We start from the raw sequence: 19,076 nt of genomic DNA, 5'->3' as shown, positions 1-19,076 counted from the left end.
GTGTAAGGTATATGGTGCAAAGCAAGCAGTCGCAGATAAAACTCCTCATTGCAAAAGGTAAAGAACAAGGCTACTTGACCTTTGCCGAAGTAAATGATCACCTGCCTCAAGACATAGTTGACTCGGATCAAATCGAAGACATTATCCGCATGATCAACGACATGGGGATCAAAGTGTTTGAAAACGCTCCTGATTCCGATGAACTATTGATGCAAGAAACCACGACAGATGAAGAAGTCGCGGAAGCCGCCGCCCAAGCCCTAGCTACGGTAGAAAGCGAGATTGGTAGAACGACAGATCCTGTGCGTATGTACATGCGTGAGATGGGTACGGTTGAGCTGTTAACTCGTGAAGGCGAAATTGTTATCGCCAAGCGCATCGAAGAAGGTATCAATCAGGTTCAATGTTCTGTTGCAGAATACCCTGAGGCAATCACCTACTTGCTTGATCAGTGGGACATGTTCGAAGCTGAAGAAATTCGCTTAAGTGACATCATTGTTGGTTTCGTTGATCCTAACGAAGCAGACAATATTGCCCCTACCGCTACCCATATTGGTTCTGAGTTATCTGAAGAAGAGTTGGAAGACGAAGATGATGATGGCGACGATAGCGATGATGAAGACGAAGAAGAAGAAGATACAGGCCCAGATCCAGAAGAGGCCCGTGAGAAGTTTTCTGAATTACGTGTTCAATACGAAAAAACGCGCGATGTAATTGCATCTGAAGGCCGTTCTCACGCTAAGTCGCGCAAAGAAATTGATGAATTAAGCGAGATTTTCAAAGAGTTCCGCTTAGTGCCCAAGCAGTTTGACCGTATGGTTAAAAACATGCGTAGCATGATGGATCGTATCCGTGTGCAAGAACGCATCGTGATGAAACACTGTGTTGCTGCGGCAAAAATGCCGAAGAAAGACTTCATCAAAGCGTTCTCTGGAAACGAAACCAGTACTGATTGGTTGTTCGAAATTCTTGCTTCTGACGCGCCTTATGTTGAAGAGCTTAAAGTACATCAAGAAGAACTAGAGCGTAGCATCGGTAAAATGAATGCCGTTGAAGACGAAACCGGCTTGATCATTGCCGACATAAAAGACATTAACCGTCGTATGTCAATTGGTGAAGCGAAAGCGCGCCGGGCGAAGAAAGAAATGGTGGAAGCTAACCTACGGTTGGTTATCTCAATTGCGAAGAAGTACACCAACCGTGGTTTACAATTCTTGGATCTGATTCAAGAAGGTAATATCGGTTTGATGAAAGCTGTTGATAAATTCGAATACCGTCGTGGTTACAAGTTCTCGACTTATGCTACTTGGTGGATCCGCCAAGCAATCACACGTTCGATTGCAGATCAGGCACGTACTATTCGTATTCCTGTGCATATGATTGAAACAATCAATAAATTGAACCGTATTTCTCGTCAAATGTTACAAGAGATGGGCCGCGAACCAACGCCAGAAGAATTGTCAGAGCGCATGTTAATGCCTGAAGACAAAATCCGTAAGGTGTTGAAAATTGCTAAAGAGCCCATTTCAATGGAAACCCCTATTGGCGATGATGAAGATTCACATTTAGGTGATTTCATTGAAGATAGCACCATTGTGCAGCCTCTTGACTCTGCCACTGGCGGTAGCTTGAAGAACGCCACTCAAGAAGTATTAGCAGGCCTAACCGCCCGTGAAGCGAAAGTATTGAGAATGCGTTTTGGTATCGACATGAACACGGACCACACGCTTGAAGAAGTCGGCAAGCAGTTTGACGTTACTCGTGAGCGTATTCGTCAAATCGAAGCGAAGGCACTGCGTAAACTACGTCATCCAAGTCGCTCTGAGCAGCTACGCAGCTTCTTAGACGAATAATGATCACGCATAAGCAATGCGCTTATGTCTTGTATTAGCAAGTACAAAAAACCGGATTCAATATCCGGTTTTTTTTCGCTTATTTTTTGTCGCCTGCAATATGGTAAGTATCAAGACATACAGCTTTAACGTTCATCAACGACTCCATTACAAACCATAAGCAGGATTGAGCCACATCGCAGGGTTCATAGATCGCGCCGGACACAAAAAAGCGGCATAAGTTAAAACACTTAGCCGCTTTAGGTATGCTCAGTTTTTTAGCTGAATTTCAGCAATGCGTTAAAAATCATCACCCTTAACGTAAGGAATTTCATCTTCGAGTTTTTCTAGCTTATGAGTGATAGCCAGCGGTGAGCCAGTGTTACGTGCCAACCAATAGTAGGCAGTGGGAACCACAAACAAGGTCAGTAGCGTTGATACAAGCACCCCAGCGAATATCACCATGCCGATAACGGTTCTGCTTTCGGAGCCTGCACCACTTGCAAACACCAGTGGCAATGAGCTAAAGATAGTAGTGAAACTGGTCATCACGATAGGTCTAAGGCGCAGCATGGCGGCGCGTTTAAGGGCTGATTCAAACTCAGCACCAGCATCACGTAGTTGATTGGCAAATTCTACAATCAGAATGCCGTTTTTGGCCGCAAGTCCAATCAACATCACTAAGCCAATTTGGCTGTATATATTCAGCGTCATTCCCGCAAAATATAGCCCGATAAAGGCCCCTACTAACGCCAATGGCACAGTGAGCATGATAACTAACGGATGCACCCAACTTTCAAACTGAGCCGCAAGGATCAGATACACGATGACCAATGCCATTAGGAAGATAAAAATAATCGAATTACCCGACTCCTGATAGAGTTGAGACTCTCCCTTGTAATCTACCGACACACCTTCTGGTAATTCGGTATCAACAATGTTATTTAGGTAAGTCAGTGCTTCGCCCACCGTGTAACCGTCAGCCAAGTTTGCACTGATGGTGATACTGCGCATCCGATTGTAGCGATTCAAGCGCGAAGAGGTGGCTCGCTCTTCCACTTTCAGTAGGTTATCCATTGGGATCAGCTCGCCTGTCCTAAACGAGCGCACGTACAGGTTATCAATACTCTGTGGGCTGCGATAGTCCTCACGGCGACCTTCTAAAATCACATCGTATTCTTGGCCACGATCTAGGAAAGTCGACACACGGCGCTGGCCTAACATCGTTTCTAACGTGGTGCCAATGTCGCTCACCGATACCCCTAAATCTGCTGCACGCTCGGTATCGATATTAATCAAGAGTTGCGGCAAGGTTTCTTTGTAATCTGAGTCCAACCGCAGCAAGTTAGGGTTTTGTCGGGCAATTGACAGAAGCTTATCCCGCCACTCAACCAGCTCTTCATAAGTATTCCCCTGAAGAACAAACTGTACTGGACGCCCGACGCCTCGCCCGCCCAAACTTGAGCGCATGATTGCGAACGCTCGCACATCAGGGATAACGGATAACTTTTGACTGATTTCATCCATCAAATCAAACGTTGAGCGTTTTTTCTCATCCCCTATTGGGGTGCCTACAATGGCAATGCCTGCACTGCTGCCAAAGCCCGGTAATCGAACGAGTACCCGTGTTGCTTCTCCGCTGTCTAAATACGGCAGAATGATCTCTTCTACCTTTTTCATGCTTCTACTGTTTTCTTTAAAGCTTGCGCCCTCTGCTGCTTGGATCTGTATAAAGAAATTTCCTCTGTCTTCTTTTGGTACAAATTCACTAGGTAATATTTCCACCAATCGTAATAAACCAACAACACTCACCAGAATAAGCAACGCCATCAGAATAGGTTGATGGATGGTTTTGCCAAGCACCTTAAAGTAACTGCCTTCAAACTTGGTGAACGACCTGTTCATCCACGCATTTAACCCTTTAGAACTTTTGGTTTTTGTTAATAGTTTAGAGCTCAACATAGGTATCAGCGTTAATGCAGTGACACTTGAAAATGCCACTGCTGCAGCTATTGCCAAAGCGAACTCGGTAAATAACCGACCTATATTTCCTTGTAAAAACACTAAGGGTACAAACACCGCAATCAACACTAATGTTGTTGCTATAACAGCAAACCCGACCTCACGCGCTCCACGATAGGCAGCTAATAACGGCGGCTCACCTAACTCTATACGACGTGAGATATTTTCAAGTACCACAATGGCGTCATCCACCACCAACCCGATAGCTAACACTAATGCGAGAAGCGTTAATAAGTTGATAGAAAAGCCCAAGGCGTACATCACAGTAAACGCAGCGACTAACGACACAGGTACGGTCACCGCAGGGATGATCGTCGCACGGATATTGCCAAGGAAAATATAAATGACTAACACCACCATCAACATCGCAATGGCTAGTGTTTCATATACTTCGTTTATTGAGGCTTCAATAAACACTGAGGAGTCATAACTAGGTACAATAAAAATATTATCCGGCAAGGTCTGCTGAATTTCATCTATCGCTTCTTTTGCCGCTCTTGCTACTTCTAATGTATTGGCTTTCGATTGCTTAGTAATACCTAAGCCAATCATGTTCACGCCATTACCTCGAAACTCTGTTTCGTCGTCTTCTGCGCCTAGCTCAACCGTAGCCACTTCCCCTAAACGGATAAGATACCCGTCAGCGCCAGCTTTAACAGGAAGTTTTGAGAAATCATCCGGGCTTAAATAACTACGTGCAACACGCACATCAAAATCTCGTTGATCTGACTGCACTTCTCCCGCGGGGAGCTCCACATTTTCAGCCTGAATAACCTGCTCTATGTCTGCAACGGTAATACCTCTAGCCGCCATAGCATTACGATTAAGCCAAACTTTCATGGCATAACTGCGACCGCCTCCTAACCGCACGTTTGCCACCCCCTCGGCTACAGATAATCGGTCTACCAAGTAACGGTCGGCGTAATCGGTCAGCTCCATAACACTCATGTTGTCACTGCGCAGGTTATACCAAACGATGACGTCATCATCTGAGGTTGATTTTGATACCTCAGGAGGATCTGCTTGATCAGGCAAGTTATTCAGCGCCCGGCTTACCCGCTCACGCACATCATTTGAAGCGGCGTCAATGTCTCTGGAAAGGTTAAATTCTACATCGATTGAGGACCGTCCATTTCTGCTGGTCGACTCAATATTTTTAATCCCTTCTATACCACTGATACGGTCTTCTAATAATTGGGTGATCCGGCTTTCGATGATGGCTGCTGATGCGCCGGTATAGGTTGTGTTAATTGACACAATGGGAGGGTCAACATCTGGGTATTCCCGCAGTGACAGAAACGTCACAGCAACAATCCCGAATACCACTAAAAGTAAATTGACGACCGAAGCGAATACTGGGCGTTTGATGGAGATGTCAGATAACAACATTACATTTACCCTTGAGATGTGTGCATAGATAGCACATTAACATCCGAGCCTTCGCGCAGACGAAGTGCACCTTGAATCACAACCTGCTCGCCTTCCTTCAAACCAGACGTTATCTGTGCAATACCCGGTTTTCGCAAGCCGACTTTCACTTCCTTACGAGTCACTTTGTTGTCCTCAATAACAAACACGAATTGCTTGTCTTCAATGGGGACTAAAGCGCCTTCCGGTATTGTCAGCGTCTCGAGAATTTCTTTTTCAAGATGAATTTGCAATAACATGCCTGGGCGAAGTTTTAACTCTTTGTTATCGATAATAGCGCGAATTTGAATAGCGCGAGTGACAGGGTCCACACGGGACGCAATACTGGAGATCTCACCTTCAAATGTTTCTCCTGGGTATGCCACCGATGTAGCCGACACCTGCTGACCTTTACGTACGCTGGGTAAATGCGACTCAGCGATAGTGAAGTCCATTTTGATAACATGTAAATCATCTAATGTTGCAATTAAATCCCCAGGCATCACCAAGGCCCCTAAACTGACTTGACGTACGCCTAGCAAGCCGCCAAATGGAGCACGCAACTCTAGTTCTTCTAATTGTGCCTTAGCGACTTCTAATTGTGCTTTGAGGGCTTTTACGTTGGCTTCTTGTTCATCTAATAACTGGGCAGAAGCAACACTTTTTTGTGCTAAATTGTCGATACGCTTTAACTGGCGTTTCGCTTCTTGTAAATTAATGTCGAGTTCATTTAATCGTGCTCGTTCTTCACGGTCGCTCAACTTAATCAGTAGCTGGCCTTTCTTAACCAAATCCCCATCGTCAAATTCTATACTTTGCACAATGTCTGACTTTTGCGCCGTCAACATAACAGATTCGTTCGCATTCGCGGTACCTAGCGCTTCCACCGTCACAGGAAACTTTTCTTTCACCATAGTATAAGCAGTCACAGGAGTCGCACTCGGCTTCTGCCGCTGCTCCTCTACTTCAGTGGGCAAATACAAATAAATAAGCAAACCACTCGCCAAAATCAGCGCGATTAGAATGGGTGAAAATGAAATTCCTTTGGACATGGAGAAACCTTTTTATACGTTAAATTTTGAGTGTATGCTTTCTACGACTAAAGCCGTAATTTGGCTCGATAGTACGTTAAATTACTGCACTTACTTAGTAACATTTACGCTTTCTTACACTTTTTTACTACGCAAGTTATTGAACTGAAAAGTATGGTATTTCACCGCATTAGAGTTTGTGATAACGCACCAAAAATACGCAAAACATGCCCTTTTATCGAACATTCTGTCTTCTACCACACGAGATAACATGACTAACACACTCCGCTAACGCTACACATTTGCGGGCACAAAAAAAAGGCGCTCTTGATGAGCGCCTTTGGTGTGATTTTACAGCTCCATTTTGGAGCCGTTAATTAACGCAATATCTGCTAATTAATTCACTGCACAAGCTGAACGGGTACACATACGTTGGAGTAATCTAACGTCTGTATAAGTGACTTGACCATCGTCATTAAAATCGAAACTCATATCGATATCCTGACGAAGCTGAATCGCTCTTGTTAAAGCACGTATATCCATCATATCTACGTCGCCATCACCATCCCAATCTCCTTTCACTGCAACAACGGCATTCGCATTAATCTCACTATTTTCCGCTTTGGTACCAACATTAGCTGGTAAAGAAGAGGTTGCAAACAGCTCGATTGGACCACCAGCATTATCTTCAGTAACAACTAAGCTAAATGTTAGAAGTTGAGTGTTATCAGGATCTTGTAACGTGAAGCAAAGTTGTGAACCGGACGTAATATCACTTCCAATGTCACCAATAGGCTCACCATCTCCCACGTAGTGAGTTGTCAAACCTGTCTGCCCATCTACTGATTCAAAACCAATCGATGTTCCTAAGGTATCAGCTGTAGCATGAGACACATTATCATAAGTAAATATGATACTAGGTTGGTCACCCTCAGCTTCATTCATAAAGACAACTTGGAAATCAAGAACATCTGCATCGCCTGAGAAAGGACGCATATCATCCCATTCGACTATAGTGACAGCCGAGCCTGCCGTTGCCACTGTGATCCCCGACCCATTCGCGACATCGAGTATCATGTCACGCCATAGTGGAGCAACGAGACCATTAGCCGGTGTCTCATCAGGCATGAGTTGGTTCACCCATGGAGTTGCACCAGCATCTCCCGTAAACGTGATAAACCCATCATCTGTCACACCGATTGAGTCGTACAATTGACCAAGGAATGACGCTGGCACACTAAAGTTTGCCGTTGTGGTATCACCATCAGCATCCGAGAATCCAAGACCAAATCCGGCTAAATCAATATAACCAGACCCTTGGCCAAAGTTAGGGTTTGCACACAATGGATTGTTTGCATTAGTTGAAGCAGTATAAGACGCCGTTTGTCCTTTAATGGATTCTTGAACCACATTCCATGTTAGGGAACCGTCATCAGCAACGGTGCCATCAAGCAAAGAACCTTCAACTAACTCTACACCTGCTGGCAAGGCTAATGAAATATCGTATAGACGATCATCGTTTGTAAAGTTAGGTCCTACTTGTATAGCGTAGTCAATAACATCACCAGCCATCAGAGCGTCATCTGAGCCCCCTATGACTTGTACGTCATCAGCGATCCTATCTAACTCAACAATAACAAGACCAAAATTACCTGCAGATTCAGCACTAGAACCCACATCAAACGCACCATAGTATTTATCACCTTCGACAGCGTCAATATCCCAGCCAACGCGAATGTCAAACGGAGTAATAGCAGGGATAGAAGAAGGAGCGTCTACAGTTAAGTTGTCACCGACTTCTGCGTCAATTATTGCTGTAGCAATCATAAATTCATCACTCGCATCAGAGGCTGAAGCGCTCCAATTCTGAATGACAACCCAATACATACCTTGCTCTGGTTCAGTGACTTCTACTTTCTCTAAAGCAGTTGCCGTTGCACTTGACCCAATAATCTCACTTGCATCTGGAATGCCGTTCTCATTGAAGTCGCGCACCAAAAACAAATCCAAATCAGGTGATTCAGAAGCCGTTATCTCAGCGACCAAGTATTTAGCGTCTTCGGGAACCATCATAGGAATAATGTGAACACCGTCGTTCAAATCATCTAGAGCACTACTGTTATTGCTATCTTCTGGAATGCTCGCGACGGTATTTGTCGCTTTAGTCAGCCCATATGAACGCGCCGTAAAGTCATTGATTTCCACCGCTAATATATCTGAAAGGACACGCGTATCTGCGTCTCTGTCAGCTGAAATATTCATGGTGTCTGGAATATTACTCGTCGTAGCAATTACAGCCACAGGCAAATGTAAATCAGGCGAGCTATCAGAGGTAAGATTCACTTGACCAAACAAGAAGTCTTGACCGCTCTGGCTGGCTGAAGCAGTAACCGTAATTTGCTGACTTTGACCGGCTAAGATATCAAACGATTCAGGACTAACTGTGACACTCACACCATCAGATATGCCTACTCCTGATACAGTCCATGAACCGTCTTTCGTAGCGGTAAATGTTCTTGTCCAGCGACATGCTCCAACGCAGTTATCATCCGCCATACTAGGAATGTTAAGCGTGCGTGGATCGCCACCATCATTTGGATTTGCAGCTAAGTAATTAGCCCCAGACTCATCCATGATAAGTCCGGTTTGATTGGCTAAATTAACCTGAATACGACCAGAGCCCATATCAAACCAATCAGCAGGAGTAACGCCATCTTCTTTGCGCATATTGGTGGTTGCAGTCATCATTAATGCTGAACGCACATTATCAGGAGACCAACTAGGATTTGCTTCCATTAACAATGCGGCTGCGCCTGCTACATGCGGGCTTGCCATTGACGTACCACTTAAGAACGCAAAATCGCTAGGATCAGCTACATGTCCATCATGACCAAACATTTGATCCGCTGAAGCGGCATAAATACTAACACCAGGCGCTGCTATTTGTGGCGTAATGGTGCTAATGGAGGGATTAGGCCCTCTAGAGGAGAAATCAGCAATATCATCCCCTTCACTTAGAATTAACTCACCTGCAGAAGCGGTAATGGTAGCCATGTGACCTTCGCCACTTGCTAACCAACTACGTAACATGTCCGCTTTTTCAGCATTAATGTGAATGCCAGGAATGACATAAGCGTCATTATCGACTGTGCTGCCACCGCCTAGTACGTTACCTAAAACAAATCCATCTGCACCACCAGCGGCGACATTCTGTGCTTTTGCGACTCGTGCAATTGCACCTCTATCACAGAGCACTATTTCTCCGCTGAAGGTACCATCAGGAAATGGTTGTAAGCACTGCGCGGGATCGCCATCGGGATCGTTAGCATTGCTGTAATCACCAGCATAAACGATGGAAGCTGTGATCCCACCAGAATTACTGTTACCGGTTAGCGTACCTAACTCAGTATCACCGCCAGTAAACTCGCCTATCTCTTTGGCATAATCTATTTCACGACCGTGAGTAGAGGCAGCAACGGCAGTATACCAAGGGGCATGCTTTGATGTCGTTTCCGCATCTGGGCCTGAGTTACCTGCTGAAGTAGCCACAAAAATACCCGCGTTTCTGGCTGACAAAAACGCCATATCGACGTCACTGCTCCAAGGGAATCCGCCACCACTGATGGAATAGTTGATGATATCGACACCATCTTCAATTGCATCATCAATACCCGCTAGAATAGCGGCACCAGGGCAATCACCATAGGTATCCCCTGCATCAGCGCGCCCGGGGTAACAAATTTGATAGGCAATGATGTTAGCGTGAGGCGCAACACCAGATATTTGACCAAACTCAAACTCACCTGGAATACCGTCACTTTCTTCGCCTTCACCAGGCGTAAGAACAGGCACGTCTAGCAATATGTTGCCAGCAAACGTACCAGCGGTGTGCGAGCCATGACCGCTATAATCTTCACCATTACGTGGTAAATTCGGTGGGAAAACATTGGTGTCCCCATAATCATCCGTGATCCGAGTGTAGCTGCGCACGCCAATCAGTTTATCATTACACATTTCTGGGAAGTTTTCGGCACAATCGCCAACATATACACCGGCCCCACGAGGGTTAGTATGATCGTATCCGTCATCGCCTACATCGGCAAACGAGCGACTATCGGTATTCACACCGGAATCGACCGTAGCAATAACGATACCTTCACCCAGCGCGCCGACACCGCTATTCGTTACTGTTCCGTCCCACAGGTCCGGTGCTCCGATCTTTACCGGCCCGGTGTCCGTGTCCATTTTATAGGTTGCTTCACGCTCGACTCGTTCTACACCGGGTAATTTAGATAGTGCCTCTGCTTCGTCAGGCGTAACACGCACGGCAACACCGTTTACGCTGTACTTAAAGGTATCAACGACACGTAAGTCTCTTGTTTCCCTTGAAGCGCGTGTAATAAACGAGGCTTGTGCCTCTTTAAGGTAAGATACATACGCTTTAACTTCCGGCGACTCAACATCGATTTTGGGCGCCTTCTGAGGTGCCTGCGTTCTTGCAGTACTCGATTTTGTCGCTTTCGGGTTGGTGGCTTTAAGGTCTTTAATTCCACCATCATAGGTGGCTACGGGTTTGTCAGTTAATCTAACGATATAAACGTAGGGTTTATTTTCAATGCCTTTCTCAAAGACGAATCGTTGGGCAATACTGTTTACGATAGGTTTTTGATTTTTGTTTTTATTGACTGATGCTGGACTTGCACCTTTAAGTTCAGATGGCGAAATATCAAACTTCGATACTCCGTCTGCTAACTCTCCGGCAGAGTGCGCTGACATTGACATCAATGCAGCGGATACAGCAATGGACAGTGTATTTTTCATCTTATCTCCGTTTCCCTGATGGGTTAATTTATAACCTTGTTATTAGATGTTTTACTTCGAAATGACGGATAAATAAAATGCCTTAATATTTTGCATATCTCGGCTACAACAGTAGTTTACCCGAAGGGGGTGTTAGCTTATTTTTAACTTACATATAACGCAATTGCAACCGCGTAATTCGAATATGACTGAATTTAAAACAAGTCAATTGTATTGCCATGTTTGCAGTCCAAGAATATCTCGTTGCCAGTGGTGATAGAGTGAGTTCTGGAATGAAGTGTCAGGCTATATTTCTTGAATAGATATCACAACAGTGGGTAATAAAAAAGGCGGTTAGTCTAAGATTAACCGCCTTTCAATATTAGTTAATGTACATCAAAACCCTTCACTATCAGTGGATGGTTCTAATTTTCAGATAACACTTACGCTTTACGGCGAACACCAAACAAGCCTAGAACCGCTAAGCCTATAAAGGCCATTGCACCCGGTGCCGGTACAGCTATGCTAGTTGCAGATGCACTAACATCCAGAGCCGTTTCATCACCGGGGAACGGAGCGAACAGAGATGAAGCAACTAGAGAGAATGAAGATTGACCTGCACCAATAGCCAGCAAATCGAAGCTCGCTACTAGATAATCGCCAGCGCCATAAACTACCGGAGCGAAGAAGTCTTCGTAAAGGTTAATAGAAACAAGCCCTGGACCCGTAGTGTCAACATCTAGCCCACTTGCTGTAAACGGATCAAAAGGTGGGAAGTCAGAGCTGGCACTACCATCTACATATGCAAAAAGGTTGCTATCATAATTCAGGCCAGTGAAGATGGCCGAAAAATCTTCGGTAACACCAGTCAAGTTGATATTCACAGACACCGTATCCCCCACTGATGGGTTTACATTGTCCAGTTCGATATTGATCATATTGGCGTTAGCGGTGCCAAAAAACATTGTACAAACTAATAAAAGTACTTTTTTCATTTTTATTTTTCCTACTGTTTGTTAACGGTACAACTCATTAAATAGCGCAACGTGTGCGAGTACACATACGTTGCAATAATCTTACATCTGTATAACTTACTTGCCCATCTTCGTTAAAATCGAAGCTGTTGTCTATAGTTTGACGAAGTTGAATTGCTCTAGTCAGTGCTCGAATATCCATCATATCCACATCACCATCGCCGTCGTAGTCACCCTCTACTACTTGTACCTCTGATTCTAGTAGTAGCGAAATCACCACAGGGTCGTGATCTGACATGCGATACGCGTCAGGCGCATAGTAATCAATCAGCTGCTGATCAGACTTAAACTCAACGTTATAATCGAAGACTATGGGTTCATCAGCGTTGATGTGCCATTCAGTGGTATCAACAATTTGGTCAATTAATGTTGCGCTAGCTAGCGCATGGTCTAGGTAACCAAATTCACCACCAAATGAGTAAGAGTATGCTTCATTGCCACCAAATTTATTGGCAAGATCAGTGTAACCCTGCTGCAAAATTTTAAGGATAGGCTCTTCCATCGCATAAGAGTTTAAATCACCAATAATCAACGTAGGGGTGTCAGAGAACTGCTGTGACAAGAACGTCGTTAATGCTTCAGCGGCTCTCGTACGAGTCAGGTTACAGTTACCTTGCCCTGTCGTTGTATCGTCATCGCCAGCGCCACAACTTGATCCTTTGGATTTGAAATGATTTACGCTGACAACCAGCTCTTCATTGTTTGCAACTAAAGCAAACTTTTGATTTAACGCTGGGCGGTTCTTGGTGTCTAAGAATAAAGGACCATCGTCATCAGAAATAGAATTACTGCTGTCTAATATGGCCGGTTGTCCAACGACTGAAACCACCGCGGGTTTGTATATTAACGCAACCGTGATCGCATCAGTGCCGATAGCGCTCCCCGCATCAACTGTTGCATAGGTGTTAGCACCTAATACATCGTTTAAACCAGAAACTAAGTCTCCAACGGCGCTGTTTGCCCCAAATCCGTTATTCTCGACTTCCATCAAGCCTACGATATCTGCGTCCATAGCAAGTAAAGCAGCTAGGGTTTTAGCGCGTTGACGCTCAAGCTCTATTTCGCTATCAGCACCACGACATTCTAGATTAGAAGGGCCACACACGTTCGGGCTAACATCTAACGTGTTGAAGTAATTCAATACGTTCAAGCTTGCCACTTTAAGGTTACCTAATTCAAGATCAGGCGCGTCAGTTCTTGGATTGCTTGCCACAATAGTCGGCTGTTCAACCGGAATAATCCGATAAAGACTGAAGCTAAAATCCATTACGCCTGTTAACGCAGTGACCGTGTCACCGCCACGAAGCGGATTACTGGCAGACAAACCACCAGCAGGATAAACAACAACGTCTGGGTTCTGGCCATTTACACCATCATCTAACGTAATCTGATTGAGCTCATTCTGAGCCGCTAACGCAATCGCTTCAGGACTACCAGCTGTATACAGGTTGGTAGGTATAAACAAACGCCCATTGGACAATAAGACTTCACCGTATCGCCCAAGACTGTATGTGTCAGTCACTGTCAGCTCACCAGAACTGGCTACTAACATGCCCTCTAGCGCTTCCATCGAATCAACAGAATCAAACGGTAATGTCAATGCAGTGGCTGTAACTGAACCAGTTCCGCAGTCAGGGTTAATCTCAGACACGACAAGTTGCGTCTTGTTAAATGCTTCCGCTACGTCACCTAAAACGCGCACCACTTTTCCGGCTTCGGGTAATGCTAACGATGGACTGTAAACAAATACACCTTCTGATGTGGCACTGTCTGCATCTTGATCGCTATCTTCTTCTTGTACAAAGTAGCCACTAAGATTTGGGAAACTCGCGGTAACAATACCTTCAATGATATGAGTTTCGCCAACAGCTGGGGAAATATCCGTAGAACCTTGAATTGCGCTAATTAAGGTTGCTGGGTCTGCACACATACCTAATAGAGGTGTTTCACCACCGCCATTGTCGCCGCCGCCGTTATTTCCGCTGCCAGCAAAGCTGCCAAGGGGGAAAGGGGTTGACACAGTCGCATTATTGCTTGAACCATCAAGTACATTGGTGCCGCTGAATGTCCAGTTAGCCAACACAAAGGTTGTGCCATCTGGGCCTGAATCGGCCACACGGTAAGCCCAACCATCTAAGTAATCCCAAGGCTGGCCAGTGCCGTCGACATTAATATCTCCGAACACGTCAACCACTTCCCCCTCGTGGAACAATTCAATGGCGTCATCACCGTTAATACCCGCTGCACCTGAGATGAATGTTGGATCAAACCCAAAGTAAGCATTAAAACCTGATGTTTCCATAGCGACATAGAAATATTCACCGGCAGAGACAGAGCCAGAAAACGTAAATTCTTGATCGTCTGTTCCACCACCGTTATTTGCAGAGCCAAAACCAAATACGCTTAAATCTTGTATGTCGGTTACCGCATAGAATTCAATCGCTTTGGGCGTTCCGCCCGATAGAGGGCCGTCAAATACACCAGATATTAACAGGACTTCTTTACTGGTGTATGAACCGATTGGAAATTGACTAGCCGCAGTGGCATTCGTTGCTTCGCCATCTAATGCATTAGCCCCACTGAACACCCAATTGCTAAGCGTAAAGGTAGAGCCGTCAGGACCTGTACTAGCAACGCGATATGCCCAACCATCCACATGGTCCCATGGTTCACCGGTGCCGTCTGTATTGATATCACCGAATACGTCAACGACTTCTCCGTCACAGAATAATTCAATCGCATCATCACCGTTTATTCCTGCAGCGCCAGCCGTATCCGTTGGAGAAAATCCAAAATAAGCATCGAAATTACTGCCTTCAGAGGCGATATAAATAAAATCACCTGCAGCTGCAGAGCCAGAGAAAGTATATTCTTGGCCGTCAGAGCCTCCGCCGTTATTAGCAGAGCCAAAACCACATGTGCTTAAATCAGCAATATCATTACGCACAAAGAACTCAATCGCTTTAGGTGTGCCACCAGAAAGAGGTCCATCAATCACACCTGAGATGACAATATCGCCCGCAGAGGCCGAGCCGCCATTGTCGCCACCAGTGTCACCACCTGTGTCTCCACCCGTGTCGCCATCGTCTTCACCACCAGTATCACCGCCGTCGGTACCACATGCTGGTGTTTGATATAAAATATCAACCCACTCAGGGTGGTCGATAAACGGATTACGGTTACCTTGGTACTCGTAAATCGTGTCGTTACGTGTTTGTTCCGTTGCATCTACCGGATCAGCATTATGCCACTCCACTAAGCGACACAAACGCCCCAACTCTGGAGCACCGGTTGAGGTTAAGCGGTCTACCAAAACAAGATCGGGTGTCGAGTCACCAAAACCTTCGTAACGCGTGTCCATATAGAACATCATGCGCGCAACATCGCCTTTCACGGCATCACGTGGTTCAAACGAATCATCATCAACACGATTGTTATCGGCTTCAGATAAAGCATTATCGCTGTTATCGAAATCTAAATTGCCACGCGATGAATTAACCGAAATATCGGTGGGCCGTAAATGATGAATATCGGTATAAGCTTCTTGGGATTCATTTGGAAACCCATGGCTTTTTGCCCAGCTATGTTCACGATTCCAGTTGTCAGGATCACTGCTCTGTGAGCCGCTACCATTACTACTTTTCGCGATTGATGTACCTTTGTACCAAAGGATCACGTTATCAGGGTTATTTGGATCTTCATCTGTGTGGGTTAATGCGCTCCACACTTCTGAATACGTTAAATTCTTTTGCCCTTGCGTAATAGCGCTGGTAATAGCACTTTTAATCGTAGCAGCAGGCGAGTTGGCGTTTATTTCTGCGCTGACAGCTGCATAATAACTTTCACTATCAAACGTACTTGCATCAGCAATAGGATCTAGCGCTGGGCAGTTAAAACATGGAGCGTTCGGGTCTGTTGAGCCACCGCCTGTATCGCCACCACCGACCTCTTCAGCGAATGCCTTTAAAGGAAATGGAGCGGCTGCTGTTGTATTGTTAGTTTCCCCGTCAAATGCATTGGGACCACTAAACGTCCAGTTACCTAATACAAACGAACTAGCATCAGGCCCAGTATCGACATTACGATATGCCCAACCGTCTAGGTATTCCCAAGGTTCACCATTGCCATCGACGTTAATATCACCGAACACATCTACCACGGCACCGTCACAGAACAACTCTATGGCATCATCGCCATTGATGTTGGCGGCACTATTAGTGTAAGTCGGTTCAAAACCGAAAAAAGCAGCGAATTGAGGTGATTCAGACGCGAGGTAAATGTAGGTACCTGCAGTTGCTGCCCTAGCGGGAAAAGTGAATTCTTGATTATCGGTGCCGCCACCATTGTTGGCCGAACCTACACCGCATGTACTTAAATCGGCAATATCTTGGGTAACAAATAATTCAATGCCTTTTGGCAGTCCACCGGGAAGTGGGCCGTCAAAAACACCAGATATTACAAGCTCCCCTGCTTGCACTGCGGACGCGCTTAATAGCGCCAGCAGAGCTGGGTATTTTAATTTCATAGTTTCTCCTGAGAATATTATCGCCAGTTATCCGGCTTCTTATAATTTTTTAGGGCGGCAATGTTCTTATATTTCTATGACATCTAGATGACGACAAAATACCTAATGTCGTGCAGCACCTGAATCGATATTGTCATAGGGTTGTTCAATATTCCAGCACACCTGACCAAATAGTCAGCAATTATTTTTTAGGCGCCAACTTTCTTTACCGTTCAAGGAGTTAGTTGCATCAAAAATACTATATTTACAAAAGAAATGAGGTTGTTAGGTGGGTGAGATTTAAACCAAGAAGATGCATGCTGACGGTAAAGGGCTGCGCAAAGCTGACTAAAAATGGCGTAACTTTAAAACAAAAGAGCACGCCATTTGTGGCGTGCTCTTTTACCGATGGAATTCAGTGTGGGGTTAATTTGACACTAACAATCTGTAAACCTCAGCGTAAAGACAGCTTAGTGTGACTGCCTAGTTATTCTAAAAAGCGCTATAGGCAACAGCAATGCAATCAACCACCCAGCACTGCCGCCGCTTGCTTCAACAACCACGACATCAGGCTCCACATATATCACTTCTTTGTCTTGGCTTTCGATACTCAGTAAATAGAGGTCTGTATCACTGTATCCATCTGACACCGCAACAAGTTCATTTGTGTAAGCATCGTAAATTTCAATTAGCATTTCATAGTCATCTGGGTAAAAGCCGCTAAGAAGCTCTGTTTCAACGGTGATTTGGTCTTCGGTAATATCACCCTTAATATAGAAGTCTCCAGTGGTGTGATACTCTCGAAATACCTCGTTCACCCCAAGATAAAGCCTTGCGTAGACTTCACTACGGGCGTAAATAGAGTCCACATCAAAACCTACACTGAAGTGATGATAATACCCGTCATAATCGCTGTCAGTGTGCAATGAAACGTATGCATCATATACCCAAAATTCTTGATTAATATCGCTTTGTGCTGGCCTTGCTGCTAACGTTTTGGCAGCCTGCGATTGAGGAGTTACCTTGGCCGCTGTTTTAAGCGCTTGACCTTGATCGATGTTAGATAAAGAAGAGGTTTTTTTTGCAGTATTCAACACCTTCCCTGCTTGCGACTCACTAGACTTTGCTGACCAATCAACATCATCTGCTTGAGCATAAAAGCAAAAGATGGCACTGAATATGACACTGTGAACAACTGATATTTTCATGACGCACTCCCTATAATTTATGTAAGGAGTGTCGTTTTTTCACCATGAACAAACACTGAAGATAAACTTACTGCCAGTTAAGCGACGTCAAAATAATAGCCGCCATTGGCACTAGGTAACACTATGACTCGATAAAGTAGGTGCCCCAGCCATCAAATTGTACGTTTTGTTTTTGCGCAATAGCTAGCAACTTAACGGTATCAGCATTGATTAAGTCTACGTCTAGCAAGCGTTCAACAACCGCATCAAAACAAAAAATAGTGCCTCCGTCGTCAAGCATCAACTCTTCTGCATCGCCCACTTCAAAACCCGCTTTGAATGCGTCAACAGCCGCTTTCTCTAGCACATCAAAATCGTCTCCCGCAAAGTGATATTCAATAGTGTGTGGCTTGGTACTATCGCTGCCATCTTCAATTAATGCTTCGACTGTTTCTTGGTTAAATTCAAACCATTCTGCTTGTTCTTCTGTACTCATGAGTTGTCCTGTGTTCAATTTAGGTCGCTAGTTTAGCGGTTGCCAGCGGCAACTTCACTGTCTAATTCTGCTATTTTTTGCGCCATGGCAGTATGAAAATATGCCGTCCATTCTTTAGTAGAGCGGCTACTGTCGAGTTCTTGCGGTTTACCTACATCAATGATTACAGTGCCATTGTCCCATCTGTTCAGTTTAATTTTATTATGCAGATTACTCGCCGCGACTATGACCACTGGGCGTTTAGCGAGCTGGGCAATACGAAACGCACCTGTTTTAAAAGGCAGTAGTCCCCGGCCATAACTGCGTGTACCTTCGGGGAAAAACCACACAGAAAGTTTGCGTTTATGCATCTTTTTCACTGTCCCCTTCAACGTATCCATAGCTCGCCCAGAGTTTTTACGATCAATCATAATATTGCCTGACAACCAATATACTTGGCCAAATAACGGGATCCACTTCAGGCTTTTTTTACCAACTGTCACTGTTCCCTTCAATGCAGCCGCGCAAATAGTAAAAATATCATAACTATTCTGATGATTGGCGATAAGTATAAAAGGGCCACCGTTTAACGCTTCAGGGGCGATTCTAACCTCCAACTTGAGCCCTAATAATTTGCACGTTGAACTATACAACTTGCCCGCTACATGCACATTATCTCGGTGAAAAGGGCGAAGAATACAAATTATCACCAGCAACAAATTGATAAAAAGAAAGTAAAAGAAAATACTGATAATCCGAAGCAAAGCTAGCACGTGTATTCCTA

The 19,076-nt window shown here is 44.9% G+C and carries 9 protein-coding genes; 1 reads left to right on the top strand and 8 read right to left on the bottom strand.

The genetic code is table 11. From position 1 onward, the window contains the following. The first annotated feature begins 11 nt into the window (after positions 1-11). A complete protein-coding gene (gene rpoD / locus AC0L6N_RS03090; RefSeq protein ID WP_011573905.1) occupies positions 12-1,853 on the top strand; it encodes an RNA polymerase sigma factor RpoD in 1,842 nt (613 codons plus the stop codon). A gap of 279 nt (positions 1,854-2,132) precedes the next feature. Here the strand turns inward: rpoD and AC0L6N_RS03085 are convergent, their stop codons facing one another. The 8 genes from AC0L6N_RS03085 to AC0L6N_RS03050 all read right to left on the bottom strand — a co-directional run bounded on the left by AC0L6N_RS03085 (position 2,133) and on the right by AC0L6N_RS03050 (position 19,065). Further along, the gene (locus AC0L6N_RS03085; protein WP_473478750.1) at positions 2,133-5,243 is read right to left on the bottom strand and encodes an efflux RND transporter permease subunit; all 3,111 of its coding nucleotides are present in this window, start codon (positions 5,241-5,243) and stop codon (positions 2,133-2,135) included. A 5-nt stretch (positions 5,244-5,248) separates the two neighbouring features. Then, positions 5,249-6,313: an efflux RND transporter periplasmic adaptor subunit gene (locus AC0L6N_RS03080; protein ID WP_011573903.1), complete on the bottom strand. Its 1,065-nt coding sequence runs from the start codon at positions 6,311-6,313 to the stop codon at positions 5,249-5,251. A gap of 375 nt (positions 6,314-6,688) precedes the next feature. Continuing rightward, positions 6,689-11,113, bottom strand: coding sequence for a S8 family serine peptidase (locus AC0L6N_RS03075; RefSeq protein ID WP_473478748.1), 4,425 nt, complete (start codon positions 11,111-11,113; stop codon positions 6,689-6,691). A gap of 422 nt (positions 11,114-11,535) precedes the next feature. Then, positions 11,536-12,057: a cohesin domain-containing protein gene (locus AC0L6N_RS03070; protein WP_473478746.1), complete on the bottom strand. Its 522-nt coding sequence runs from the start codon at positions 12,055-12,057 to the stop codon at positions 11,536-11,538. A 67-nt stretch (positions 12,058-12,124) separates the two neighbouring features. After that, entirely contained in the window at positions 12,125-16,651 is a 4,527-nt protein-coding gene (locus AC0L6N_RS03065) for an ExeM/NucH family extracellular endonuclease (protein WP_473478744.1), read from the bottom strand. A 449-nt stretch (positions 16,652-17,100) separates the two neighbouring features. Then, positions 17,101-17,838 (bottom strand): choice-of-anchor H family protein, encoded by a 738-nt coding sequence (locus tag AC0L6N_RS03060; protein WP_473478742.1) that lies wholly within the window; start codon positions 17,836-17,838, stop codon positions 17,101-17,103. 121 nt (positions 17,839-17,959) lie between these two features. After that, positions 17,960-18,313: a ribonuclease E inhibitor RraB gene (gene rraB, locus AC0L6N_RS03055; protein ID WP_011573898.1), complete on the bottom strand. Its 354-nt coding sequence runs from the start codon at positions 18,311-18,313 to the stop codon at positions 17,960-17,962. A gap of 32 nt (positions 18,314-18,345) precedes the next feature. Further along, complete coding sequence (locus AC0L6N_RS03050) at positions 18,346-19,065, bottom strand: 1-acylglycerol-3-phosphate O-acyltransferase (RefSeq protein WP_011573897.1); 720 nt, start codon at positions 19,063-19,065, stop codon at positions 18,346-18,348. Between the last annotated feature and the right edge of the window lie 11 nt (positions 19,066-19,076).

It is taken from the genome of Paraglaciecola sp. G1-13 (assembly GCF_055809255.1).
This window is presented reverse-complemented; position numbering and strand designations above follow the sequence as displayed.